This is a genomic window from Streptomyces sp. NBC_00016 (assembly GCF_045040885.1).
In the GTDB taxonomy this organism is placed as follows: domain Bacteria; phylum Actinomycetota; class Actinomycetes; order Streptomycetales; family Streptomycetaceae; genus Streptomyces; species Streptomyces coriariae.
Genome location: NZ_CP108304.1, coordinates 5,521,523 through 5,545,439 on the forward strand (window position 1 = coordinate 5,521,523; position 23,917 = coordinate 5,545,439).

At 72.5% G+C, this 23,917-nt stretch carries 20 protein-coding genes; 11 read left to right on the forward strand and 9 right to left on the reverse strand.

The features are described 5' to 3' along the window. Positions 1–9: 9 nt before the first annotated feature. On the reverse strand, positions 10–1,026 hold the full coding sequence (locus OG933_RS24560; protein ID WP_327183680.1) for a 2-oxoglutarate and iron-dependent oxygenase domain-containing protein: 1,017 nt from the start codon (positions 1,024–1,026) through the stop codon (positions 10–12). 659 nt (positions 1,027–1,685) lie between these two features. Here OG933_RS24560 and OG933_RS24565 point away from each other — a divergent pair. Beyond that, entirely contained in the window at positions 1,686–2,144 is a 459-nt protein-coding gene (locus OG933_RS24565) for a GNAT family N-acetyltransferase (RefSeq protein WP_362522789.1), read from the forward strand. Between the two features lie 103 nt (positions 2,145–2,247). Next, positions 2,248–3,726, forward strand: a complete 1,479-nt coding sequence (locus OG933_RS24570) for a PAS domain-containing protein (protein WP_362522788.1) — start codon at positions 2,248–2,250, stop codon at positions 3,724–3,726. A gap of 70 nt (positions 3,727–3,796) precedes the next feature. On the opposite strand, the gene OG933_RS24575 is transcribed toward OG933_RS24570, so the two are convergent. Beyond that, positions 3,797–4,552 (reverse strand): SIS domain-containing protein, encoded by a 756-nt coding sequence (locus OG933_RS24575; RefSeq protein WP_230195404.1) that lies wholly within the window; start codon positions 4,550–4,552, stop codon positions 3,797–3,799. Positions 4,553–4,822: 270 nt separating this feature from the next. On the opposite strand from OG933_RS24575, the gene OG933_RS24580 reads away from it, so the two are divergent. After that, complete coding sequence (locus tag OG933_RS24580) at positions 4,823–5,515, forward strand: metal-dependent transcriptional regulator (RefSeq protein ID WP_020130217.1); 693 nt, start codon at positions 4,823–4,825, stop codon at positions 5,513–5,515. 518 nt (positions 5,516–6,033) lie between these two features. After that, positions 6,034–6,990, forward strand: a complete 957-nt coding sequence (locus OG933_RS24585) for an alpha/beta fold hydrolase (protein WP_405628932.1) — start codon at positions 6,034–6,036, stop codon at positions 6,988–6,990. A 302-nt stretch (positions 6,991–7,292) separates the two neighbouring features. Here the strand turns inward: OG933_RS24585 and OG933_RS24590 are convergent, their stop codons facing one another. From OG933_RS24590 to OG933_RS24600, 3 genes are read right to left on the reverse strand one after another with little or no spacing between them, the layout of a single operon-like run. Then, positions 7,293–8,900 carry a transporter gene (locus OG933_RS24590; RefSeq protein WP_362522786.1) on the reverse strand — a complete coding sequence of 536 codons (1,608 nt, stop codon included), beginning with the start codon at positions 8,898–8,900 and terminating at the stop codon, positions 7,293–7,295. Beyond that, positions 8,897–9,667, reverse strand: coding sequence for an ABC transporter ATP-binding protein (locus tag OG933_RS24595; RefSeq protein ID WP_362522785.1), 771 nt, complete (start codon positions 9,665–9,667; stop codon positions 8,897–8,899). The genes OG933_RS24590 and OG933_RS24595 overlap by 4 nt, the downstream gene beginning before the upstream one ends. 36 nt (positions 9,668–9,703) lie before the next feature. Next, the gene (locus OG933_RS24600; RefSeq protein WP_362522784.1) at positions 9,704–10,366 is read right to left on the reverse strand and encodes a bifunctional DNA primase/polymerase; all 663 of its coding nucleotides are present in this window, start codon (positions 10,364–10,366) and stop codon (positions 9,704–9,706) included. Positions 10,367–10,701: 335 nt separating this feature from the next. On the opposite strand from OG933_RS24600, the gene OG933_RS24605 reads away from it, so the two are divergent. Together OG933_RS24605 and OG933_RS24610 are read left to right on the forward strand one after the other, a co-directional pair. Beyond that, on the forward strand, positions 10,702–12,087 hold the full coding sequence (locus OG933_RS24605) for a transcriptional regulator (protein WP_267022540.1): 1,386 nt from the start codon (positions 10,702–10,704) through the stop codon (positions 12,085–12,087). A 213-nt stretch (positions 12,088–12,300) separates the two neighbouring features. Beyond that, positions 12,301–14,214, forward strand: coding sequence for a hypothetical protein (locus OG933_RS24610; RefSeq protein WP_405628934.1), 1,914 nt, complete (start codon positions 12,301–12,303; stop codon positions 14,212–14,214). A gap of 94 nt (positions 14,215–14,308) precedes the next feature. Here OG933_RS24610 and OG933_RS24615 read toward each other — a convergent pair whose 3' ends face one another. Then, positions 14,309–15,637: an ABC transporter substrate-binding protein gene (locus OG933_RS24615; protein WP_362522781.1), complete on the reverse strand. Its 1,329-nt coding sequence runs from the start codon at positions 15,635–15,637 to the stop codon at positions 14,309–14,311. Between the two features lie 118 nt (positions 15,638–15,755). On the opposite strand from OG933_RS24615, the gene OG933_RS24620 reads away from it, so the two are divergent. Together OG933_RS24620 and purU are read left to right on the forward strand one after the other, a co-directional pair. Continuing rightward, complete coding sequence (locus OG933_RS24620) at positions 15,756–16,256, forward strand: SCO4402 family protein (protein WP_078615735.1); 501 nt, start codon at positions 15,756–15,758, stop codon at positions 16,254–16,256. A 94-nt stretch (positions 16,257–16,350) separates the two neighbouring features. Then, on the forward strand, positions 16,351–17,235 hold the full coding sequence (gene purU / locus OG933_RS24625; RefSeq protein WP_405628936.1) for a formyltetrahydrofolate deformylase: 885 nt from the start codon (positions 16,351–16,353) through the stop codon (positions 17,233–17,235). Between the two features lie 149 nt (positions 17,236–17,384). On the opposite strand, the gene OG933_RS24630 is transcribed toward purU, so the two are convergent. Next, positions 17,385–18,824, reverse strand: a complete 1,440-nt coding sequence (locus tag OG933_RS24630; protein WP_405633491.1) for an anti-sigma factor family protein — start codon at positions 18,822–18,824, stop codon at positions 17,385–17,387. A 50-nt stretch (positions 18,825–18,874) separates the two neighbouring features. Further along, positions 18,875–19,465: an RNA polymerase sigma factor gene (locus OG933_RS24635; RefSeq protein ID WP_405628938.1), complete on the reverse strand. Its 591-nt coding sequence runs from the start codon at positions 19,463–19,465 to the stop codon at positions 18,875–18,877. Between the two features lie 319 nt (positions 19,466–19,784). On the opposite strand from OG933_RS24635, the gene OG933_RS24640 reads away from it, so the two are divergent. Continuing rightward, positions 19,785–20,165: an STAS domain-containing protein gene (locus OG933_RS24640; protein WP_020130204.1), complete on the forward strand. Its 381-nt coding sequence runs from the start codon at positions 19,785–19,787 to the stop codon at positions 20,163–20,165. 174 nt (positions 20,166–20,339) lie between these two features. Further along, the gene (locus OG933_RS24645) at positions 20,340–20,852 is read left to right on the forward strand and encodes an EF-hand domain-containing protein (protein ID WP_362522778.1); all 513 of its coding nucleotides are present in this window, start codon (positions 20,340–20,342) and stop codon (positions 20,850–20,852) included. Positions 20,853–21,006: 154 nt separating this feature from the next. On the opposite strand, the gene OG933_RS24650 is transcribed toward OG933_RS24645, so the two are convergent. After that, entirely contained in the window at positions 21,007–22,515 is a 1,509-nt protein-coding gene (locus OG933_RS24650) for an AMP-binding protein (protein WP_362522777.1), read from the reverse strand. Between the two features lie 195 nt (positions 22,516–22,710). Here OG933_RS24650 and OG933_RS24655 point away from each other — a divergent pair, with 195 nt between their 5' ends. Continuing rightward, complete coding sequence (locus OG933_RS24655) at positions 22,711–23,907, forward strand: amidohydrolase family protein (RefSeq protein ID WP_020133100.1); 1,197 nt, start codon at positions 22,711–22,713, stop codon at positions 23,905–23,907. Positions 23,908–23,917: the final 10 nt, after the last annotated feature.

The window sequence follows — 23,917 nt, forward strand, 5'->3', positions numbered from 1 at the left end:
GACACGGCGTCACGCGGGGCTGAGCAGCTCCGCGTGGTGCCGTTCGGCGACCAGCGGGTGGGCCCGCAGCTTGCCCTTCAGCTCGTTGAAGCCGTACTCGGCGAAGAGCGGGTTGGCCGGGTCGTCGGTCACGCCGGGCGCGGCGGAGGCGTGCGGGAAGGGCAGCGGTTCGACGCGGGCGTCCAGACGGGGGTTGTAGAAGAAGGGCACGGAGAACCGCTCGACGGCGCTCGGCGGCGACACGACCCGGTGGTTGGTGGCCACGAGATATCCGTTGGTCGCGACCTCCAGCAGCTCACCCAGGTTGACCACGAAGGCGCCCGGCAGCGGCGGTACGTCATGGAACAGCCCGTCCGCGCGCTGTACCTGGAGCCCGCCGACCCGGTCCTGGAGCAGCAGCGTCAGAAACCCGTAGTCCTTGTGCGCCCCGACGCCTTGCCCCGCACCGTCGCCCGCGCTTCCCGGATACCGCACGAGCTTCAGATGCGGATGCGCCCGCTCACCGAACGCCTGGTCGTAGAAGTCGACGGGCGCCCCGATCGAGGCGAGCAGCTCGTGCAGCAGCTTCTCGGCGACGGCGCTCAGCCGCGCGATCCACGCGAGTGCGGCGGTCCGCAGCGCGGGCAGCCCGGCGGGCCACTGGTTGGGTCCCTCCAGCCACCAGTAGGCGGGCTCGTCGGCACCGGGTGTCCGGGCGGGCCGCTCGGCCCCTATGTCGAGCTGGTCCCGCCAGTCCTGCCGCCCGCCGGTCCGCTCGTCGCCGGTCCGCGTGTAGCCGCGGAAGTGCGGCGAGTTCACGTTGTCGATGGCGAGCCGCTCGGCCTCGGGCAGCGCGAAGAAGGCCCGCATGGCGGACAGCAGCTCGCCGGTCTCCCGCTCACCGACCCCGTGCCCGACCAGCTGGAAGAACCCCACGTCGTGCGCGGCACTGTGCAGCTGCGCGTGCAGCAGCGCCCGGGCCTGGGGGCCGCGGTCGGCGGCGGAGAGATCGATGATCGGCAGTTGCTGGTACGACGGGTTCGTCATGGTACGTCCGCAGGTGTACGGGGCCCGGCCGCCGCCGTGGGTGGGGCGGCGCACGGGTGCCAAGTGGGCAAGAGGGAGGGGGAACGCAGGCGGAGGTGAACCGCGGAAGGGGCTGGAAGCTCAGAGGGAGCGTCGACAGCCCATGCTCGTGACGCGGACGTAGTCCACGTGGCGGCGTCGAACGAGCGAAAGCATGCGCCCAGGGTACTGCCTGACGAAAGATCCGTACGTGGCGCGGATCACGCCCCGCAAACCCTGCGGACGAGAGCCCGCCGAAGAGCGGAGGGACCCGAGAGCGGAGGGACCCAAGGACGGAGGGCCCCAAGGACGGAGGGCCCCAGGGGCGGAGGGCCGGAAATGCAGGCGACCCGCGAGTCTGGTCCTCGCTCAGGAGGGCCGGCCGGACGTACCGGCGACTCGCGGGTCGGGTGACTGCGTTGAACTGGCCGGTTGCGTGCAACTCACACACGCCGGTCCGGCACCGCACTCAGTGGGCGACGGGCCACTAGCCCGCAGCCACCTCCGACGTCCGGTGTGCATACATGCTTCGGACCACCTCCTTTCCTTCGGTACGGCCCACACTAGGAACCCATCTCCGGTCGCTCAAGTGTTTTTCTGGGATGTTGACTCGGCGGGCCGGGAAGCGATTCCCTGCTCGCGTGACCGATCTTCGTCTGCGCACCGAGGTCGTGGCCGGTGAGGCCGCGCTCGAACAGTGGCGGCACGTCCACAACACGATCGTGCCGCCCGCCGCGATGTCCCTCGAGGAGGTGCGCGAGCGCGCGGGCCGCTACCGGCTGGAGAACGCCTACGTCGGTGACGTCCTCGTCGGCTGCTCGACCGTGCGGCCGCCCGAAGGTGAGCAGGCGGCGGCGACCGTCATCGCGCGCGTGCTGCCCGCCTACCGGGGGCGCGGCCACGGCGCCGCCCTGTACGACCACGCTCTCGCCCACGCGCGCGTGCTCGGCGCCCGGGTGGTCGAGACGTGCGTGCTGGCCGTCAACGAGGACGGCCTGCGGTTCGCGCGGGCGCGCGGTTTCGTCGAGGTCGAGCGGTACGTGCTCGACGGCGGGACGGCGGAATGGGTCGACCTGCGGCTCCTGCCCCGCGATGACTAGGGCGCGGTACAACGATTCCTCTGCAATCTTGCGGGAACCATATGTGGGCTGCGTCACGTTCGAGTTGAATGAGGGCAAGTGAGCGAACCTGCAGGGGGTCCAGGTGAGTGCTTCCCGACGTAGTGGGACCACCGACGAGCTGGGGCCGGACGAGCCCGAGCGGTCGGGCGGCGACGGCCCCACGCCCCCGGAAGGCGCGGAGACCGCGGTCGGCCCGGTCGGCCCGGACGGCACCGACCTGCTCGCCGCGCTGCTCGACGGTATGGACGCGGCGCTCTGCGCGTTCGACGGCGACGGCATCGTCACCCACTGGAACCGCGAGGCCGAGCGCATCCTCGGCTGGACCGCCGCCGAGGCGGTCGGCCGGCACGGCTTCGCGGGATGGGCCGTGCGCGAGGCCGACGCCGAGGACATCGAGGGGCGGCTGATGTCCGCCATGCACGCGTCGGGCCGCCAGGTCCACGAGTTCGCGCTGCTGACCAAGGACGGCGGCCGCGTCCTCGTGCGCAGCCAGTCCGCCGCCGTGCGCGGGCCCGACGGCAAGCCCGCGGGGCTGTACTTCGCGTTCAGCGAGGTGCACGCCCAGATCGACCTGGAGCGCTCCATCGCGCTCAGCGAGGCCCTCTTCGACGACGCCTCCTGGGGGGTCGTCCTGGTCGACGCCGACCTGCGCCCCGCCGTCGTCAACGCGCACGCCGCCCGCGCGCTCGGCACGGGCCGTACGGCCGCACTGGGCCGCCCCCTGGGCGATCTGCTCACCCGGGGCGTCGAGGAGCTGGAGAACGCGCTGACGCACGTCCTCGCCGAGGGTGCTCCGCCGGTCCCCGCCGAGCTGTGGGTCGGCGTGCGCACCCCGGAGGGGGAGAAGCGGCGCTGCTGGCGCAGCGGCTTCCTGCGGCTCGCCTCGCCGCTCGCCGAGGAGCCGGTGCCTCTCGGGGTCGGCTGGCTCTTCCAGGACGTCACGGAGGCCAAGCAGGGCGAGCAGGAGGCCTCGCTGCTGCGCTTCCGCGCCAACCAGCTGCACCGGGCCGCCCGCGCGGCCGCCGAGTGCGAGGATCCCGCCGAGGCGGCCACCGTGCACCTCGACTTCGCGCTCGCCGGATTCGCCGACCACGCCCTGGTCGACCGGGTGATGGGCGGCGCCCCGGCCGACGTGGAGGGGGCCGGTCCGCAGCGGCTGATGCGGGTCGCGGCCACCCCGTCGGGCGGGCCGGGTCCCAGCGCGCTCACCGGACACACGGGCCTGCCGGTCCGCTACGGCGAGGCGCACCCGGCGCTTCAGTGCGTGGCGCGGGCCGGTTCGGTGCGGGCCGGGGTGGGCTCCGCGCCGGCCGACGAGGCACGGGAGTGGGCCCGGGCGCGCCTGTGGCCCGACGACACGGTGCACGCCTTGTGCGCGGTGCTGCGCAGCAGGGGCCGCACCCTGGGCGTCGTGACGTTCCTGCGTGGCGGCGGCCGTACGGCCTTCGAGCGTTCCGACGCGAACTACGCCGAGGATGTCGCCGTCCGGATAGCCGCGGCGCTGGACCTCGCCGATCTGACCGGGGCGGCCGACGCGGCGGGCCGGGGCGAAGGCGCCTGACTCGCCCGGTCGAGCCGTCGGTCCGCCGGTCGGTCCGCCGGTCGCGCCGCCGGGTGGCGGTGGCGCCCGTTCAGCGGCGGTAGAAGATCCGGTCCCGGTACTCCTCCATGATCCGCCCGTTCCAGTCGTGGCCGCCGTCGACGTTGCCGGAGCGCAGCAGCGGGGGCTCGATGCCGCGCTCGGCGAGGACGCCGGCCGCGGTGGCCATCACGGCCTGCAGGAGCGCCGAGGTGACGACCGTGGAGGCGGGGGCGAAGGGCGCGGGGACGGTGTCGAGGGTGAGCTCGGCGTCGCCGACCGCGATCTTCGAGTCGAGGACGACGTCGCAGTGGTCCTTCAGGAAGGTTCCGGAGGCATGCCGGGACGTCGTCTCCGAGGCGTAGGCCACCGACGTCAGGCCGATCACCCGGACGCCCAGGGCGCGGGCCTTCTGGGCCATCTCCACGGGCAGGGCGTTGCGGCCGGACAGCGAGACGATGACGAGGGCGTCTCCCGCGCGCAGGGGCGAGGTTTCCAGGACGGCGCTCGCGAGGCCGTCGACGCGCTCCAGGGCGGAGCCGAGGGTGGCGGGGGAGACGTCGACGCCGACGACGCCCGGGACCGCGAGCAGGTTCATCAGGGCGAGGCCGCCCGCGCGGTAGACGACGTCCTGGGCGGCGAGGGAGGAGTGACCGGCGCCGAAGGCGAAGAGGCGGCCGCCCGCGGCCACGGTGTCGGCGAGGAGCGTGCCGGCGGCCTCGACGGTGTCGGCCTCCTCGTCGCGGGCCCGCTGGAGCAGGGCGATCGCGGCGTCGAAGAACTGGGCGGCGAGCTTGCGGTCGCTCATCCGAAGGGCCCCTTTGCCGTAGCGGGTGTCCGTGTCGCGGATCACCGTGCGGTCTGGACCAGTGCGCTGTCAATACGCCCGGTGACGGTGGGGTGGCCGGGGTGCCGGCCTGCCTCAGGGCGGGGATCCGCGCCCCGATGTAACCGCCTCGTTTCAACGGCGCGGCACGCTTGTCAGTGGTATCCGGCAGAATTGAGTCCAGGGCCAGCGCACGCGCCGGAGAGCCGTTCAGCCTTCGGCAGAGCCAGCAGAGCTAATCGAGGGGCACACATGTCCGGACTGATCGACACCACGGAGATGTATCTCCGCACCATCCTCGAGCTGGAAGAGGAAGGCGTGGTGCCCATGCGTGCCCGGATCGCCGAACGCCTCGACCAGAGCGGGCCGACGGTCAGCCAGACGGTGGCGCGCATGGAGCGCGACGGTCTGGTCTCCGTGGCCAGCGACCGACACCTGGAGCTCACCGACGAGGGCCGCCGGCTCGCCACGCGCGTGATGCGCAAGCACCGCCTCGCCGAGTGTCTCCTCGTCGACGTGATCGGCCTGGAGTGGGAGCAGGTGCACGCCGAGGCCTGTCGCTGGGAGCACGTGATGAGCGAGGCCGTCGAGCGTCGCGTGCTGGAGCTGCTGCGGCACCCGACCGAGTCGCCGTACGGCAACCCGATCCCGGGCCTGGAGGAGCTGGGCGAGAAGGACGGCGCCGACCCGTTCCTGGACGAGGGCATGGTCTCGCTGGCCGACCTCGACCCGGGCCTGGAGGGCAAGACGGTCGTCGTACGCCGGATCGGCGAGCCGATCCAGACGGACGCGCAGCTGATGTACACGCTGCGCCGCGCGGGCGTGCAGCCCGGCTCGGTGGTGAGCGTGACGGAGTCGGCGGGCGGTGTCCTGGTGGGCAGCGGCGGCGAGGCCGCCGAGCTGGAGTCGGACGTCGCGTCCCACGTGTTCGTCGCGAAGCGCTGAGCTCCGGCCGGGCGGGCGCGGGACGTCGGCGGGGCGACCGCCGGTCGTCGCCGAAACGCTGAGCATTGTTCAACTCCTGGGGAGCGTGGGGAAGTTGGGGTGTTCCGTCGATCTCGTCGAATCCCAGATTCCCTGTGTCGAATCGCAGCGCTCCGGCGCTTCACGTGCCAGGCTGTCGCGTGGGGCATATGACCTGAGGGGGGCCGGATGCCGTGCCGCGGAGCAGTGGAGAGCCCCGGTGCCGTACGGCACCGGGGCCTGTCCTCCCCTGTACTGACCCGGAGCCCCGAGCTCCCAGGGTCATTCCCCTCGGACCGATTTCCCCGAGCGGTCCGCCTCCCGCTGAAGGTCTCCCCTCGGCAGCGGCGATCATTCCTTGAGAGTGGTCACTCGAACGAGGGGTGTTGTGCGCGGAGAGTGCATTTCTCGAAAGGCCATTCGATAGCCTGCGGGTGATTGAAGGCAGTACGAAGGCATCGGAAGCGCAGCGGTATGACGGCTAGGGGGTGCCAGGACCTATGGCGCGACGCATCGACGTGACCGGGGCGGGCGGCGTGCGCCTGGCGGCCTGGGAGTTCGGTGACCCGCCCAAGGGTGACCCGGCGAAAGCGGTGACGGAGCCCGTGATTCCGTCCCAGTCCGTGCGGAAGCGGGAGGGGGGCCGGCCCGCTCCGCCCCACGAGAACGGCGCCGGAAGCAGGCCGGGCGTCCTGTTACTGCACGGTCTGATGGGCCGGGCCTCGCACTGGTCGTCCACCGCCCGCTGGCTCTCCGAGCGGCACCGCGCGGTCGCCCTCGACCAGCGCGGCCACGGCCAGAGCGCGAAGCTGCCCGAGGCCGCCTTCACCCGCGAGGCCTATGTCGAGGACGCGGAGGCCGCCCTGGAGCAGCTCGGCCTCGCCCCCGCCGTCCTCATCGGGCACGCCATGGGCGCGCTCACCGCGTGGCAGCTCGCCGCCAAGCGCCCCGACCTGGTGCAGGGTCTGATCGTCTGCGACATGCGGGCCTCCGCGCTGGGCGCGGCCTCGCAGCGCGAGTGGGGCGACTGGTTCAAGTCCTGGCCGGCCCCCTTCGCCACGCTCGCCGACGTCCGCAAGTGGTTCGGCGAGGACGACCCCTGGGTGGAACGCCCGAACCCGTCCCGGGGTGAGTTCTACGCCGAGGTGATGCACGAGTCGCCGGACGGCTGGCGTCCCGTCTTCGAGCCCGAGCAGATGCTCAAGACCCGCGAGACCTGGGTCTACGACGCGCACTGGGAGGAGCTCACCCAGGTCCAGTGCCCGGCGCTGGTGGTGCGCGGCCTGGACGGCGAGCTCGGCCGCGCCGAGGCCCAGGAGATGGTGCGGGTCCTGCCACGCGGCGCGTACGCGGAGGTCGCCGACGCCGGGCACCTCGTGCACTACGACCAGCCGGAGGGATGGCGCACGGCGATCGAACCGTTCCTCGACGCCGTACTCGCCCCCGAAGCCCCCTGAGCACCGGGTGCCCTCTGAGTCCGGTGCCCCTGAGCACCGGTGCCCTCTGAGGCCCCTGGTTCCCTGAGGGCCCCCGGTCTTCCGCGGGCCCCCGGCCCCCCTCGGGGCCTCTGAGGTCCCTGAGGGCTCTGGCGATCTCCCTGGGCGTCTGCGGCCCGCCGGAGGCTCCCTGAGGCCCGCCGAAGGCCTCCCGAGGCCGCGGGTCCGGGCTCCCGCGGCGGTCAGGTGGTCAGGTGGTCAGGCGGTCGCGGGGCCGCTCGCCCTCGGCGGCTGCGGGGACAGGCCGTCGCGCGGTCGGCCGGTCAGCCCTTGCTCACCGCCGTCAGGATCTCCGGGAGGCGTGCCGCCGTCCGGGGAGCGGCCAGACGCAGTCCCAGCAGCGTGATCGCCGCGCCGTACACCGCGCCCCCCGGCAGCAGCAGCCAGGTCCAGGAGTCCCCGCCCTCGGTGACGTGCAGCCAGATCGTCACCGCGATGACGGGCGCGCACAGCAGGGCGGCCGCGACCATCCCGCCGAAGATCGCGATCCAGGCGAGACCGGCCTGGCCGGGGGCGACGTTCTTGTAGCCCTCCTGCGGAATCGAGTAGGGGAAGCGGGCCGAGGTCCAGGCACCCGTCGCCAGCATCGCGCCGAGCAGCGCGAGGGACAGCCCCAGCGCCTCGGGCAGCTTCGACCAGTCGCCGAGCATCGCCGTCGTCAGCACGGTCACCAGCGTCGCGTACGGCAGGGTGATCAGCAGCAGGGCCAGCGCCCGCGCGCGCAGCTCGACGTACGCGTCCCGGCGCGAGGAGATCGTCATCGCGACCATCCAGAACGCGGACGTGTCCTGCCCGAACTGGTTGTACATCTGGATGCCGAGCATCCCGGCGGCGAAGCAGGCGAAGTAGATCGAGCCGGTGCCCTGCAGGGCGTTGAAGACCGGCACGATCAGCCCGATGGCCAGCGACGTCACCCAGGCCGCCTTCGTCTTCGGGTCGCGCCAGATGTAGCGAAGACCGCGCTCCATCACGGTGCCGGTGCGCCCGCCCGGCAGCAGTCGCCCGAGCCCCGCCGAGCCCCGCCGTTCCCGCGCGGCCGGCTCGGCCGCCTGAAGGGTGGAACCGTCGGGCGAGATCATCAGCCGGGTCAGGCTCCGCGTCCACACCCGCACCAGCAGCACCAGAGCGCCCGCGCTGACGGCGATCTGCGCGGCGGCCGTCCCGTACGCGCCCTCGCTCACCGAGTCCACCGCGCCGATCGCCGAGCCGGGCGGCAGCCAGCGCAGCACGTCCGCCGCCGGATCGAGCTGCCCGAGACCGGACGTCCCGAGCCGCTGCGCCCCGAAGTTGACGACCTGCGCCCCGATCGCGATGACCAGCCCGCTCAGCACCGCGAGATCGCGTCCCTTACGGCTGGTCAGCAGCCGGATGTTGGCGGCGGCCACGGCCCGGGCGAGCGCCACGCAGACCAGCAGCCCGAGGGCGACGGCGAGCACACCCACCGTCCACGCGGCGGCCCCGTGCGCCACGGACACCACCGACCCCACCAGCATCAGCAGCGTGAACAGCGGCCCGATGCCCACCAGGGAGGCCGCCAGCAGCGCCCGCACCAGCGGCCGGGGCCGCAGCGGCAGCATCACCAGCCGGGTCGGGTCCAGGGTCTCGTCACCGCTGGGGAAGAACAGCGGCATCACCGCCCAGCCCATCCCCAGCACCGCCGCGAGCAGCACCACCAGCGACACCGCGTGGTCGTGTCCGCGCAACGCGATCAGTCCGAGCAGCTGAAGCGCGGCGAACAGCAGAGTGACGACGGCGGAGGCGACGTACGCGGCCCGCCGGCCGCCCGACTGCCGCAGCCCGTTGCGCAGCAGTGACAGCTTCAGCCGTACGACGGTGGGGACGAGGCCCGGCGGGGAGGTCGGCTCGCTCACCGGGTCGCCCCGCCGCCCAGCCAGTCAAGGTCGGAACCGGTGTCCCGCCCCTGTGCCCCGACGAGTTCGAGGAACGCCTGCTGCAAGGAGGGAGCCGAACCCCGCACCTCCTCCAGCGTCCCGTGCGCCCGGATCCGCCCCGCCGCCAGCACCGCCACCCAGTCGCACAGCGACTCCACGAGCTCCATGACATGGGAGGAGAAGACGACCGTCGCCCCGGACGCGGTGTACCGCTCCAGCACTCCCCGGATGATCTGCGCGGACACCGGGTCGACGCCCTCGAACGGCTCGTCGAGGAAGAGCACTTCGGGGTTGTGCAGCAGCGCGGCCGCGAGCCCGATCTTCTTCCGCATGCCGGTCGAGTAGTCGACGACGAGCTTGTGCTGGGCCCCGGCCAGATCGAGGACGTCGAGCAGCTGCGTGACCCGCTTGTCGACCTCGGGGCCCGGCAGCCCCCGCAACCGCCCGCTGTAGCCGAGAAGTTCACGCCCCGAGAGCCGCTCGAACAGCCGTAGCCCCTCCGGCAGCACGCCGATCCGCGCCTTCACCTCGACGGGATCGCGCCACACGTCGTGCCCGACCACCTCGACGGACCCCTGATCGGGCCGCAACAGCCCGGTCACCATCGACAGGGTCGTGGTCTTCCCGGCGCCGTTCGGCCCGACGAGCCCGATGAACTTCCCGGACGGCAGATCGAGATCGATCCCGGCGACGGCGACCTGCTGCCCGAACCGCTTCCAGAGGTTACGCACGCGTACGGACGTCATGGATGAACCCTACGGCGGAGAAAGCGCCCCAGGGGGTCAGCGATCGCGCCCGCAGGCGTAGGCGAGCGGCGAGATCAACTCCTCCGCGTCCGGCAGCCAGCGGTTCGCGGCGGTGGGCCGGCACGCCCACTGCACGGCACCCCGCGACCCGAACCGCGTGGGCGGCGCGGCGACCCACATGCCCTCGCCGAGCGTCAGGAGATCGAGCGCGCCCAGTGACCAGCCCAGCTTGCGTACCAGGTCCGGCACCTTCGCCGACGCGCCCGGCAACACGAAGAACTGCATCCGCCGGTCCGGCGTCAACGTGACGGGACCGAGCGTCAACTCCATCCGCTCCATCCGGGCCAGCGCGAGGAACCCGGCCGTCTCCGGAACGGAGATCGCGTCGAACGTACGCCCGGTCGGCAGCAGGATCGAGGCGGTCGGCTGCTTCTGCCACATCCGGCGCGCGACCGTCGCGCTGCCGGTGGCCTGGGTCGCCCAGTCGGGGCGTGCGGGGTGCGCGCCCGGCGCCGCACACGCGCCGTCGCCGCAGGAGCAGCGCTGCAGTCCGTCGACGGGTTCCAGCCAGGTGCCGGGGAACACGTCCCAATGACGTTCCTCGGCGTATCGAACGGCGGTCTCGAGCAGCGATTCCCCGCGCTGCTTCGGGATTTGAGTGGCTTCGGTGCCCGCGATGGTCTCTTCCACGATGAACACAACTCTAGCCGTCACCAGGGGTTACGCCCGCCACATTGCGCGGGGGAGGAGCATCGATTCCGCGTCCGGGGCGCATGGGTGCACGGGCGGGGGCGCGCGGGAGGAACGGGCGCGGGAGCGGGTAACCAGGTAGAGGGGGGCGGGCGTCCGCCGGTAACCCGGCAATTCTCTGTATTCCTCGGCAAGTCTTGGCAATCCTCACATGCCTCGCATTTTCGCTGTGGCTGTGGGGCATTGATCTTCTCGGCCGGAACTTTTCGGTGGAAGACACGTCAACTCGGTGTGTGGGCGGGCACCCGCCGTCCCGGTCACCGCAGCCACAGGGGGTAGTGCCCATGGCCGCAAGGCCGCTAGTCGCGAGGCAGCCGAACGAACGGTTGCAGGCGCTCATCCAGGAGGCGGGGTGCTCGAACGCCGGGCTCGCCCGCCGCGTCAACATGTGCGGCGCCGAGCACGGACTCGACCTGCGCTACGACAAGACGTCCGTGGCCCGTTGGCTGCGCGGACAGCAGCCGCGGGGCCGCGCCCCGGCGATCATCGCGGAGGCGCTGGGCCGCAAGCTCGGCCGTACGGTCACGATCGACGAGATCGGCATGGCCAACGGCAAGAACCTCGCCTCGGGCGTGGGTCTCCAGTTCTCGCCGACGGTACTGGGGGCCATCGAGCAGGTCTGCGAACTGTGGCGCAGTGACGTGGGCCGACGCGACTTCCTCTCCGGTTCGTCCGTGGCCGCCTCCGCGTTGGTCGAGCCGAGCCGCGACTGGCTGATCTCCTCCCCCGACGCGCAGGTGGCGCGGGCTGCCGGGCCCCGGGTGGGCCTCTCCGACGTCGCGGCCGTCAAGGCGATGACCCAGGCGCTGGTCGACCTGGACCACCAGTACGGCAGCGGGCATGTGCGCCCGGTCGTCGTGCACTACCTCAACAGCGTCGTCTCGGGCCTGCTGGCCGGCTCCTACCGGGAGGCGGTGGGCCGGGAACTCTTCGCGGCCGTGGCCCGGTTGACGGAACTCGCCGGCTACATGGCCGTCGACACCGGCCAACCCGGTCTCGCCCAGCGCTACTACATCCAGGCGCTGCGGCTCGCCCAGGCGGCGGGCGACAGGGGGTACGGCGGGTACGTCCTCGCCGCGTCCATGAGCCACCTCGCCGCGCAGCTCGGAAACCCGCGGGAGATCGCGCAGTTGGCGCGCGCCGCGCAGGAAGGAGCGCGGGGGCGGGTGACGCCGCGCGCGGAGGCGATGTTCCTCGCGGCGGAGGCACGCGGCCACGCGCTGCTGGGGGACGCGCGCGGGGCGCAGGCGGCGTCCGGGCGGGCGATCTCGGCGCTGGAGGCGGCCGAGCCGTCCGCCGGGGACGACCCCGCGTGGATCGCGCACTTCGACGAGGCCTATCTGGCCGACGAGTTGGCGCACTGCCACCGCGACCTGGGCCAGGCCGAGGCGGCGGCGCGCTGTGCCGAACAGTCCCTGGCCGGGCATCCGGAGAGCCGTGCGCGCCGGCGCGCCATCGGCTACGTCCTGCTGGCCACCGCGCAGGTGCAGCAGCGCGAGATCGAACAGGCCTGCCACACGGGCCTCAAGGCGGTCGAGCTCCTCGAGACGCTCCGCTCCAACCGGGGCGCGGAGTATCTGGAGGACCTCCAGCAGCGACTGGAACCGTTCCGGGACGAGTCGGTGGTGAGGGAGTTCGGGGCGCGGCTGGAGCTGCAGACCGCGGCGTGAACGGACGGGGCGCCGCCGCGTGAACACGCGGGAAACGGCGCGGTCGCGCGGAAGGAGGGGCGGATACAGCGCACGGCGCTCCGGATCTGTCACCGAAGTCACTGTCCGACCCGGTGGGAGGGAGATCACGTTCTGAGCTGCGTGGCACGGGGTTCCGGGGACCCGGTAGCGTGAGCCGACGATTCCGAAGGTCCCCCATTCGTAGGAGTCCCGGTGACGCAGAGTGGACAGGGCGAGGAGCCCTCGGCGCAACCCGCGCGCGAAGGCATCGTGCTGCCCTCCGACGGTGGGGAACCCCTGCTGCCGGGAATGACGACGAATCCGCCGCGGCCGGTACCCCGCCAGGGACCGCCGTCGGGGCCGCCGTCGGGGCCGCCGTCGGGCCACCAGTCCGGCCAGTACGGCGCTCAGCAGTACGGGCAGCAGCAGTACGGACAGGACGAGTACAGGCAGGACGAGTACAGGCAGGACGAGTACGGGCAGCAGCAGTACGGGCAACCGGACTACGGGCAGCACGGGCAGCACGCGCCCCAGGGGCAGCCCGAGTACGGGCAGCAGGCGCCGGCCGGCGGACAGACCTGGGGGGACCCCTGGGGTCCCGGCCGGCAGACGCCCGCCCCGCAGCAGCCCGCGCCGCAGCAGTCCGCCCAGGGCTGGCCGCTCCCGGCGGACCAGACGGACGGGCCGGGCCGAACGGACCAGGGGCACCAGCAGCAGCACCAGCCTCAGTACCCGCAGCAGCCGCAGCAGCCGCAGTCCCAGTGGGACAGCGGGCAGGCGGCCCCGTGGAACGGCGGCACCCCGGCGGGCGCGGGCCCGCTCCCGCCGGAGAGCGCACCGGCGCAGGGCGCACCCCTGCCGCCCGCCGCCGCGCCGATCGACGAGGGCGCGACGCAGTACATACCGCCGGTCCCGGCCGGCCCGGCTGCCGACGGCCGGGGCCCGTACCCGCCGCAGTTCGCCGGACCCGGTGCCGCCGACGAGGGCGCCACCCAGTTCCTGCCGCCCGTCCCCGCCGCCCCCGTCGACGAGGGTGCGACGCAGTACATACCGCCGGTCGCCCCCGGCGCTCTGCCGCCCGAGGTGCCGGCCGAGTCGACCCAGTACCTGGGCCGTACCCCGCACAACGCCCCGGGCCCGATGCCGGCCCCCGGAACGCAGCCCGGCGCGTACTCCGACTCCGAGCCCACGCAGTACATCCCGCCCGTCGCCGCGCAGGCCGACGGCGACCGGCAGCCGCCCGCCGAGTTCGAGAACCTCTTCCGCAGCGGGCCGGCCACCGACAGCCCGGCAGGATCCACGCAGCAGCTCCCGCGCTTCTCCGAGCCGGACACCCCCGGACGCGGCCACGGCGGCCCGGGCGGCCACGGTGGCGCGCCGGGCTACGGCGCCGGGCCCGCCGCCCGTTCCCCGCAGCCCGCCTACACCCCGCCCGGTGACCCGGCGGCGGGTGGGCGGCGCGGGGCACGCGACGACGGCGGCGGCCGGGGAGGCCGTACCGGCTCGCGGCTGCCGTTGTTCGCGGCGGTCGGCGTGGCGCTCGCGGTCGTCGGCGTCGGCGCGGGCGCGATGCTCGCGGGCGGGGGCGGTGGCCAGGGCGACGACAACCAGACCGTCGCCGCGTCGGCCCCCGCGACCGAGGGGTCCGCGTCGGCGTCCACCGGCGCGGCCGAGCAGCAGGCCGTCGAACTTGACAAGCTGCTCGCGGACAGCGGCAACAGCCGGGCCAGCGTGATCAGCGCGGTGGCCGACGTGAAGGCGTGCGGCAATCTCGCCCAGGCCGCCACGGACCTGCGGGACGCGGCGAAGCAGCGCTCCGAACTGGTCACCAGACTGTCCGCGCTCAAGGTCGACCAGTTGCCGGACCACACCGCGCTGACCACGGCCCTCACCAAGGCGTGGCAGGCGTCCGCGTCCGCCGACAACCACTACGCGACCTGGGCCGACCAGGTCGCCGGCAGCAAGAACAAGAGCTGCAAGAAGGGCTCGGCCCGCACCACCTCCGAGACCCAGGCCGGCAACCGCGCGAGCGGCACCGCCAGCACCCAGAAGACGCAGGCCGCGAAGTTGTGGAACAAGATCGCGCGGACCTACGGCCTGACGGAGCGCCAGCCCACCCAGCTGTAGACGCGGACCGGCCGGCGCCGTCCCAGGGGCGGGCCGGCCGGATCAGCCGCGTCGGGCGGGTGTCCGGTTCGGGCGGGTGTCCGGGTGGGGCGGGTCAGTCGACGTCGGCCTTCTCCAGGGTCTTCGTCACGTCCACGAAGCCCTTCTTGGCGGACACCAGGCGGCCCTTCTGCACGGCCTGGAGGGTGACGTCGGCGTTGACCAGGCGGGGGAAGCCGATCGAGGCGAGCTGGTCGGTGAACTCCCAGCGGAGCGTCGGCGTGAGTCCGCCCGTGGTGACCTTCAGCCCGTTGTCCAGGGCGCCCCGTACGGAGTCGGCGGTCACCTCGCCGCTGTCCAGCGACTCCACGGCCTGCCGGAACACGGTGTAGGCGATCCAGGTGGTCTGCACGCCGGTGTCGGTGGGGTCGATCCGGGTGTCGGAGAACGCCTCCTCGCTGATCACCTTCTTCATCGGCGCCCAGGCGGGGTCGCTCGTCACCGGGTACCAGCCGGTGACGTAAGCCCCCTCGAAGGGTCCGGAGGCGGCACCGGCGGCGTTGATCACCGTCTGGTCGACGCTGCCGAGGACGGTGCCGGTGCGGACGTCGGGGTAGTCCGTGCGGGTGCGCCGGAACGAGTCCATGAAGGTGGCGGTGCGGTCCCCGAGCGCGGTCACCACACACCCCTTCCCGTCCCCGGCCGAGTCGCCGGTCGCGTTCTTCATGGCGGCCTCGGCCTGCGTCGCGTACTCGGTGGCGTCCTCCGGAGCCCGCTGGTCCTCGGCCTTGTCGTGCCCGCCCGCGGTCAGTCCGGCGTTGAGCATCGGCGGCAGCGCGTCGCCGGCGATGGTGTCGGGGCGGACGAGCGAGACGGGACCGCAGGTCGCGCCGAGCTCCTTGCCGAGGCCGGCCAGCAGCGAGGGCTGGCCGCCGTTGACGGGGTAGGACAGCGGGCTGGTGAACTCGGCGTTCGTGACGCCGTAGCCGCCTATGTAGGGGATGCCGGCGCCTTCCAGGTGCGGGAAGAAGGCGTCGGAGTGCTGGCTGTAGGAGCCGACCACGGCGACCGCGTGCTCCTTGACCGCGCGCCGGGCGCACGACGCCGCGGACACGGTGTCGTTGTGGTCGTTGCAGGTCAGGACCTTGAGCTTGCGGCCGTTGAGTCCGCCGTTCGCGTTGACCCAGCGGGCGTAGGCGAGGGCGAAGGCGGGCATGCCCGGCTTGTTGGTGGCGGACGTCTCCTCGGGCGCCCAGGTCATGACGACGATCGGGCCGTCCCCGGAGCCCCCCGAGACACCGGGGACGACCCCGCAGCCGACGGCGAGTGACGCGCAGGCGGCCAGGGCACCCGCCGAGAGGGCGGTCGCTCTGACGGACCTGGTGAAGCGGAAGGACCTGGGGAGGAAGGTGCTTCGCGTTGCTGTGCGTCGCTTGCCGGTCATGGACACGCACGATTCCGTCACATCGCTAACCTGGGAGTGACCCACGGTCAACGCGTGGTGACGGCAAGGTGAATTACCGGGGCACCTGCGGTACGTGGGACGGGGAAACGTACGATCTATGACCGTGCAAGGTTCGGAGAACTCTTCCCGTCGCGGCCGTCGCTCCCCCACCATGGGCGGCATGCCACTCAACGACATGCCGTGGTGGCGCTGGCGCAGCAATGTGCGCTCCGCGCTGCACATGCTCTCCGACCCGGTGTTCCAGCAGAACGTCTGGCTGGCCGGCGTCGAGGGGTACGGGGACGTCACCGACGCCGTGTACCGCCTCGTCGAGGACACCTGGCTCGACAACTGGTCCGCCGAGAAGTACGTCGGCACGATCTTCCGCGACTCGCAGGAGGCGGCCCTCGTGGACACCGCCGTGCTGCGGGTGCTGCGGATCATGCACCAGGTCGGGCCGGACGCCCCGGTCTCCGCGTACGTCGACCACGAGGCGTGGCCGGAGGCGGTACGGGCGGCGCGGGACGCGCACGTGCGGATGGCGGCCAGCGACGGCGACGACGCCGACGCGCCGCCGCGCACCCTCGAGGTGCTGCGCATCATGACGCGCGCCGCGTAAGCCGCGGGCGGGGCCGGGGGAGCGGGGCGGACGACGTGTTCCGTCCTGCGGGACGATTGCCCACGGCACTGGCCGGTGTGCGACCCTGTCGGGCATGAACGCGCAGCCCACCCGAGCCGCAGCAGCCGCCGCCGACCAGTACGTCCTCACCCTTTCCTGCCCCGACAAGCAGGGCATCGTGCACGCCGTGTCGAGCTACCTCTTCATGACCGGCTGCAACATCGAGGACAGTCAGCAGTTCGGTGACCACGACACGGGTCTGTTCTTCCTGCGCGTCCACTTCTCGGCCGAGCCGCCGGTGACCGTGGACAAGCTCCGGGCGAGCTTCGCGGCGATCGGCGACTCCTTCCACATGGACTGGCAGATCAACCGGGCCGACGAGAAGATGCGCGTCGTCCTCATGGTCAGCAAGTTCGGACACTGCCTGAACGACCTGCTGTTCCGCGCCAGCATCGGCGCGCTGCCGGTGGAGATCGCGGCTGTGGTGTCCAACCACACCGACTTCGCCGAGCTGGTGGGCTCGTACAACATCCCCTTCCGCCACATCCCGGTGACGAGGGAGAACAAGGCGGAGGCCGAGGCGCAGCTGCTCGAGCTGGTGCGGGAGCAGGACGTCGAGCTGGTCGTCCTCGCCCGCTACATGCAGGTCCTCTCCGACGACCTGTGCAAGCAGCTCAGCGGCCGGATCATCAACATCCACCACTCCTTCCTGCCGAGCTTCAAGGGCGCCAAGCCGTACCACCAGGCGCACGCGCGGGGCGTGAAGTTGATCGGGGCGACGGCGCACTATGTGACGGCCGACCTCGACGAGGGGCCGATCATCGAGCAGGAGGTCGAGCGCGTGGGGCACGGCGTCACGCCGGACCAGCTCGTCGCCGTCGGGCGGGACGTGGAGTGCCAGGCACTGGCGCGGGCCGTGAAGTGGCACGCGGAGCGGCGGATCCTGCTCAACGGGCGGCGCACGGTCGTCTTCGCGTAGCCGTCGCAAGCCGCTTCAAGGCAGCAAGCCGCTTCAAGGCGCCGCAGGTCGTCGCCGGCGTCGGCGGGCGCTCCCGCCGACGCTCCGGACCGGCGCCGGTCCGCCCCGGCCATGGCCGGCCGCATCGGGATGCGTCCGGCTACGGCCGGCTACATCCGGCTCAGTGACGCCGCCGCGAACAGTACGTCCCTGATCGCCTCGCGGTCGCCCAGCTGGCCCGCCGCCGCCTCCTCCGGGGAGACGTGGCCGGCGGCCAGGCGGCAGAACTCCACGTCGTCCAGGGCGACGTGGGCCACCTCGTGGTCGGCGGAGCCCACCGCGCCCGGCGAGTCCAGCGGGATCAGCCACTCGCCGCCGCCCGAGCCCTCGATCTCCAGGCGCAGGCTGCGGCCGGGGCGGCCCGCGGTCACCAGGTGGCGGGTGCGCGAGGGCGTGGCGAGACCCGCGCGGCGGCGGGCCGCGAGGGTCTCGGGCAGCATCCGCGCGGCGAGGTCGATCATGCCGTGCAGGTGGCGTGGGGCGGGCGGCGCGTAGGGGTAGTCGACCGCTTCCGCGATGTCCTCGGCGTGCACCCAGCACTCGAAGGCCCGGTCCAGCATCGCGTCGCGCAGGGGCAGTTCGAAGCCGCCGTACGACACCGGCATGGTGCCGGGGCCTCCTCCGGTGAAGGACACCGTCCGCACCAGGGCGTGGGTCTGTTCGCGCCAGGGGCCGCGCACGGAACGGGTGGGCGGAAAGTGCGATCCCGCCCAGAACGACTCCGTGCGCCGGGCCGGGGTGTCCACCGTCCCGCCCGACCCGGTCGCCCCGTCCCGCCCGTGGATCTTGTGCGTCTTGTCTGCGTCGTTCGTCTCGTCCGTCTCGTCCGTCTCGTTCGTCTCGTCGGTCCCGCCCGGCCTGACGCCGGTGGTGAACGGGGCCAGCGGGTCGTCGAGCCCGAGGGCGAGTGCCACCAGCCCGTCCACGGCGAGCAGGTGGGCGATGACTCCGGCGACGGTGGTCCGGCGGCTCGTGGCCCCCTCGCCGCGGAACCAGCGCAGCCGCACCGGCGCGTGCCACTCGGCGTCCCCGAAGTCCTGGAGCAGGGCGTCGAGCCGCGCGGTCTCGGCGTCGTACGACGCCGCCCAGACGGGCACCGGGATGTGGGGCGGACGACGCTTCAGGCAGCCGTCGAGGACGCGGGTGCGCAGGCCCGGGTCGAGGTCGAGGCTCTCCGGGCGCTGGAGCAGGCCGACCGCCTCACGCAGCCGCCGTGCCTCGTCCGCGCAGGCTCCGCAGTCGCCGAGGTGCTCCTCGACGGCCGCCGTCTCCTCGGCCGAGCAGGCCGCCAGGGCCCAGGCACCCAGCAGGGACTTGAGCACCGGGTGTTCGAGCGTGAGCGGTCCCGGGCCGGCCGGCTCCGCGGGCGGCAGCGGCAGCCCGCTGTCCTCCACGGAGGCGCGGGGGAGCGGGATGCGCGGCGGGCGCCCGGGTTCGCGCGCCGGAGGCGTGCCGCCGGGGCCGCTCGGTGCGTTGCCGTCGTCGCTGGACGCCGTTGCCCTGCCCTCCTCCGGAGGCCTCTCCTGGCGCCTCTCCTCGTCCCTCTTCATGTCCTCTTCGTCTCCGCCGTCCTCGGGCGGCGGGAACACGTTCTCGCCACTCACGCCGCACCCCCGTATTCGGGCGGTGCCCCGGGGGCCGCCGAGTCGTGGGCGGTGGACAGGAGTTGCAGGCCGAGGCGGAGCCGGCGGCGGGCCTCGTCCTCGGTGACGCCGAGGTCGGCCGCGGTCTGGCGGTAGTCGCGCCGCTGGAAGTAGGCCAGTTCCAGGGCGGCGCGCAGCGGGGCGGGCATGGCCTGGACGACGTAGTCGGCGCGGGCGGCGACGGAGGCGTGCCGCACCCTGCGTTCCAGCTCCTCGGTCGCCTCGGCGGAGCCGGGACCGGCCTCGGTCAGCGCGGCGGTCTCGGTGGCGCGCAGGCGCTGCACGGCGAGGCGGTGGGTCAACGAGGCGACCCAGGTGCGCAGCGGGCCCTGCTTCGGGTCGTAGGCGTCGGGGTGTTCCCAGACATGCGCGAAGACCTCGCGGGTGATGTTGTCGGCCGCCCGTTCGTCTCCGAGCACGCGGTGGGCGAGACCGTGCACGAGCGAAGCGAATCGGTCATAGAGCTCGCCGAGGGCGGCGGCCTCACCGCGCGCGAGTCGTTGCTGCATCTTGCGGTCCCAGCGGGGCGGTGCGTCCTTCTTCGCCATGCGGCCCCTTCACCCGTGCGCGTGCCTCTGCCTGTGCGTGTGTCCAGCGTGCGTCCACCGTCACCTCGAATGTAGTCGGCACGTCCGACAACGCACGCCCCTTTGTTTCAATGTGCGCCCCCTGTCCGCGAGAGGGTGGTATGGGCGGCGCCTACCCGACCGAGAAGGATCGAACCGGACGGGATGCGACTGGAACAAGCCTCTTTCTATCCGTTTCTGTTTTTCCCTCGGTGTTTCGGGGCACGGCCGCTGGGCAGCCGCGCTGCAAGGAAGCGAAGGGACAGCTTCCGTTTTCCGCGAGCTACAGCGAGCGAAGGGCGTGGTGGTGGCCTTCAAAGTGACCGGCTGGGAGCAGGGCGGATGGGCCGTGCTCCAGGTGTCGGGCGAGCTGGACCTGGTGACGTCGCCGGTACTGCGCCAGAAGGTGCACGACGAGGTGGCCGAGGGGCGCCACAGTCTCGTCCTGGACCTCTCCGAGGTGTACTTCTGCGACTCCAGCGGCGTCGGCGTCCTCATCGCCTCGCGCCGCCTCATCCGCTCCTGCCGGGGACGGCTGCGCCTCATACTTCCCGCGCGGGGCGCGGCGGAGGACTCCCACGTCAACCGGGTGCTGGGCGCGCTGGGCGTCCGCCGCCTCTTCGACGTCTACGGGGACCTCGCGGCCGCCGTGGACGACGGGACGGAACCGCTCTCGGCGTAGGCCCGCGCGGGCCCGGACGGGGCTGACTCCGCTACACCCTCGTCCCAGAATTTCCCCGGTCTTGGCACAGGCGTCGCTTTCCCGCTGCCCGGGAGTCGTCGGCGTCGTACGCTCCCTGCCGGAACCACTCCCAGCAGAATCTCCACGCGATGACGTAAGGCGGCCCGAGAACACATGGTCAGCAGTGAGTACGAACGCAGGATCGCCGCCCGGTTCGCCACCTTCGACCAGGACGGCAACGGCTACATCGACCGGGCGGACTTCGGCTCGGCGGCCAAGGCGCTGCTCGCCGAGTTCGGCACCGCGGCCCGGTCCGACAAGGGGCAGGCGCTGTACGCGGGCGCCGAGGCGTTCTGGCAGGGCATGGCAGGCATCGCCGACCGGGACGGCGACCAGCGCATCAGCCGGGACGAGTTCGTGAACGGCGCGGTCAAGCGCCTGCGTGACAACCCGGAGCGGTTCGCCGAGATCGCCCGCCCCTTCCTGCACGCGGCCCTGGACATCGCCGACCCCGACGGCGACGGCCGGGCCACGGTCGCGGACACGGTACGGGTGCTCAGGGCGCTCGGAGCGCCCGAGGAGGTCGCCCGCGGGGCCGCGGACGTCCTCGACGCCGACGAGGACGGCAAGGTCGGAGAGGCGGAGATCGTCCCCGCCTTCGCCCGCTACTTCACGGTCGCCGAGTAGCCCCCACCCGACCGGCCCCACCCGACCGGCCCCAGCCGACCGGCAGTCACCCGGGCGGGCAGTGACCCGAGCGGTACGCGGCCGACGGCAGGCACCCGGGCAGGCAGTCGCCCGAGACGTACGCACCCGAGCCGTACGCACTCGCGAGCCGCACTCAGCGGGAGAAGCGCTCGCGCAGCTTGTATTTCAGGACCTTGCGCAGGGTCTCGTTGCGCGGCAGGGCGTCCACCACCTCCAGCCGCTCCGGCAGCTTGTGGACCGACAGGCCGCCCGCGCGCAGATACGAGGTCATCGTCGCGAGCGTCAACGGCTCCCCGGCTCCCGGCGCCCGTTCCACCACCGCGCACACCAGCTCCCCGCGCTCCGCGTCGGGCAGGCCGATCACCGCCACGTCGCCGACGGCCGGGTGAGCGGCGAGCAGGTCCTCGATCTCCTTGGCCGACACGTTCTCCCCCTTGCGGATGATGACGTCCTTCAGCCGCCCGGTGAGGACCAGATGCCCACTGCCGGTCACCTGCCCCAGGTCGCCGGTGCGCAGGAACCCCTCCGCGTCGAACGCCTCGGCCGTCTGGGCGGGATCCAGATACCCCTGGCACACGGCCTCACCGCGCAGCCGCACCTCGCCGTCCACCACGCGTATCCGCATGCCCTCCGGCGGCCGGCCCTCCGTCGTCGCGAGGTTCTCCGCGGTGTCGTCCGGCGCCCCCATGGTGATCATCGGCACCTCGGTCATCCCGTACCCGTGCGTCAGCTGCACCCCCATCTCGCGCACGACGGCGTGGTACACCTCGGGCGGCTTGGGCGCTCCGCCGCCCGCGAGCAGCCGCAGCGAGGGGATGAGCGGCGTGTCAGGCCGCTTGCGCTGCTCGGCGAGGAACATCGAGTAGAACGCCGTCGAACCGCCCGCGACCGTCACCCCGTGCCGCCGGTACCCGTCCAGTGCGTCCGGCAGCGCGAAGTGCTCGAACATCACCGCGGGGAAGCCGTAGAGCAGCAGCATGACGGTGTAGTCGGGGCCGGCGATGTGGGCGTACGGGAACGCCATCGAGCCGACGTCGTCCGCGGTGAGGCGCAGCGCGTGGGCGAGGCAGGAGCCGCCGGCGATCAGTGAACGGTCGGTGTGCAGCACGCCCTTGGGGTCGGAGGTGGTGCCCGAGGTCCAGTAGATCCAGCGCACCGAGGTGCCCTCGGCGGGCGGCGGCGGAAGCACGGCCGGGTCCCCGTCGGGCAGCTCGTCGTACGCCTCGAAGACGCCCTTCGCGCCCAGCCGCCGTGCCATCTCGGCATGGTCGAAGCCCCGCCAGACGCCCGGCACCGCGAAGAACTCCGCCTTCGACTCGCGCAGCGCGAAGCCGACCTCGCGGTCGCGGTAGAAGGGGATGACGGGCGACTGCACGGCCCCCAGGCGGGCCAGCGCGAAGGACAGGACGGCCGTCTCCAGGCGCGTGGGCAGCTGCCAGGCGACGACCGTCCCCGGGCGCACGCCCATGTCGTGCAGCCCGGCCGCGACCCGCTCGGCGCTCTCGCGCAGCTCGCCGAAGGTCAGGGCCCGGTCGTCCTGGAGGAGGACCCGGCGGCCGGGGGTCAGGTCGGCGCGGTGGGCGAGCAGGTCCCAGAGGGTGCGGGACGCGCTCAGCTCGTGGGCGGTGGCGGTGTCGTTCACGTCGGCCCCCTGGCGTAACTGACGGGCTGTCAGATTTTGGCAGAGCGTAGGGCCGGTCGCCTTGTCGGTCCAGGGGGCGGGGGCTAGCCTGCTGGGGAGAAGCGATCTGACGGGTCATCAGATAGCTTCGGACAGCTCGGACAGCCGGAACACGTCCATCGGACAACTGGCGTTCCGCCAGGCGGAGGGGAAGCCATGAGCACCGAACTGCCGCGCATCGTCAGCGTCGACGACCATGTGATCGAGCCCGCGCACCTCTTCGCGACCTGGCTGCCGCAGAAGTACCGGGACCGGGGGCCGCAGCCCCTCACCGCGGGGATCGGCGAGCTCGCCTACGTCGCCGGGAAGTACCAGATCACGATGGACCCGGACGGCCAGCCCACCGACTGGTGGATCTACGAGGACCTGAAGTTCCCGTACAAGCGCAACATCGCCGCCGTCGGCTTCGACCGGGACGAGATGACGCTGGAGGGCATCACCCGGGAGGAGATGCGGCGCGGCTGCTGGGACCCGAAGGCCCGGCTGGCGGACATGGACCTCAACCACGTCGAGGCCTCCCTCTGCTTCCCCTCCTTCCCCCGCTTCTGCGGACAGACCTTCGCCGAGGCGCACGACAAGGAGGTCGCGCTGGCCTGTGTGCGCGCCTACAACGACTGGATGGTCGAGGAGTGGTGCGGGGACAGCGGCGGACGGCTGATCCCGCTCTGCCTGATCCCCCTGTGGGACATCGACCTGGCGGTCGCCGAGATCCGGCGCAACGCGGCCCGCGGGGTGCGCGCGGTGACCTTCTCCGAGATCCCCAGCCACCTCGGGCTGCCGTCGATCCACTCGGGCTACTGGGACCCGTTCTTCGCGGTGTGCGAGGAGACCGGCACGGTCGTCAACATGCACATCGGTTCCTCCTCGCAGATGCCGGCCGCCTCGCCGGACGCACCGCCGGCCGTCCAGGCGTCCCTTTCGTTCAACAATGCGATGGCCTCGATGATGGACTACCTCTTCAGCGGGGTGCTGGTGAAGTTCCCGCGCCTCAAACTCGCCTACTCCGAGGGCCAGATGGGCTGGATCCCGTACGCCCTGGAGCGTGCCGACGACGTCTGGGAGGAGCACCGCGCGTGGGGCGGGGTCAGGGACATCGTCCCCGAGCCGCCGTCCACGTACTACTACCGGCAGATGTTCTGCTGCTTCTTCCGCGACAAGCACGGGGTCGCGTCCCTGGACGTGGTGGGGCGCGACAACGCGACCTTCGAGACCGACTACCCGCACGTCGACTCGACCTTCCCGCACACCAAGGAGGTCGCCCTCGACCACGTCAAGGGTCTCGACGACGAGACGGTCTACAAGCTCATGCGGGGTAACGCGATCCGCATGCTGGACCTGGACCTCGACAAGTAGCCGGGGCCGG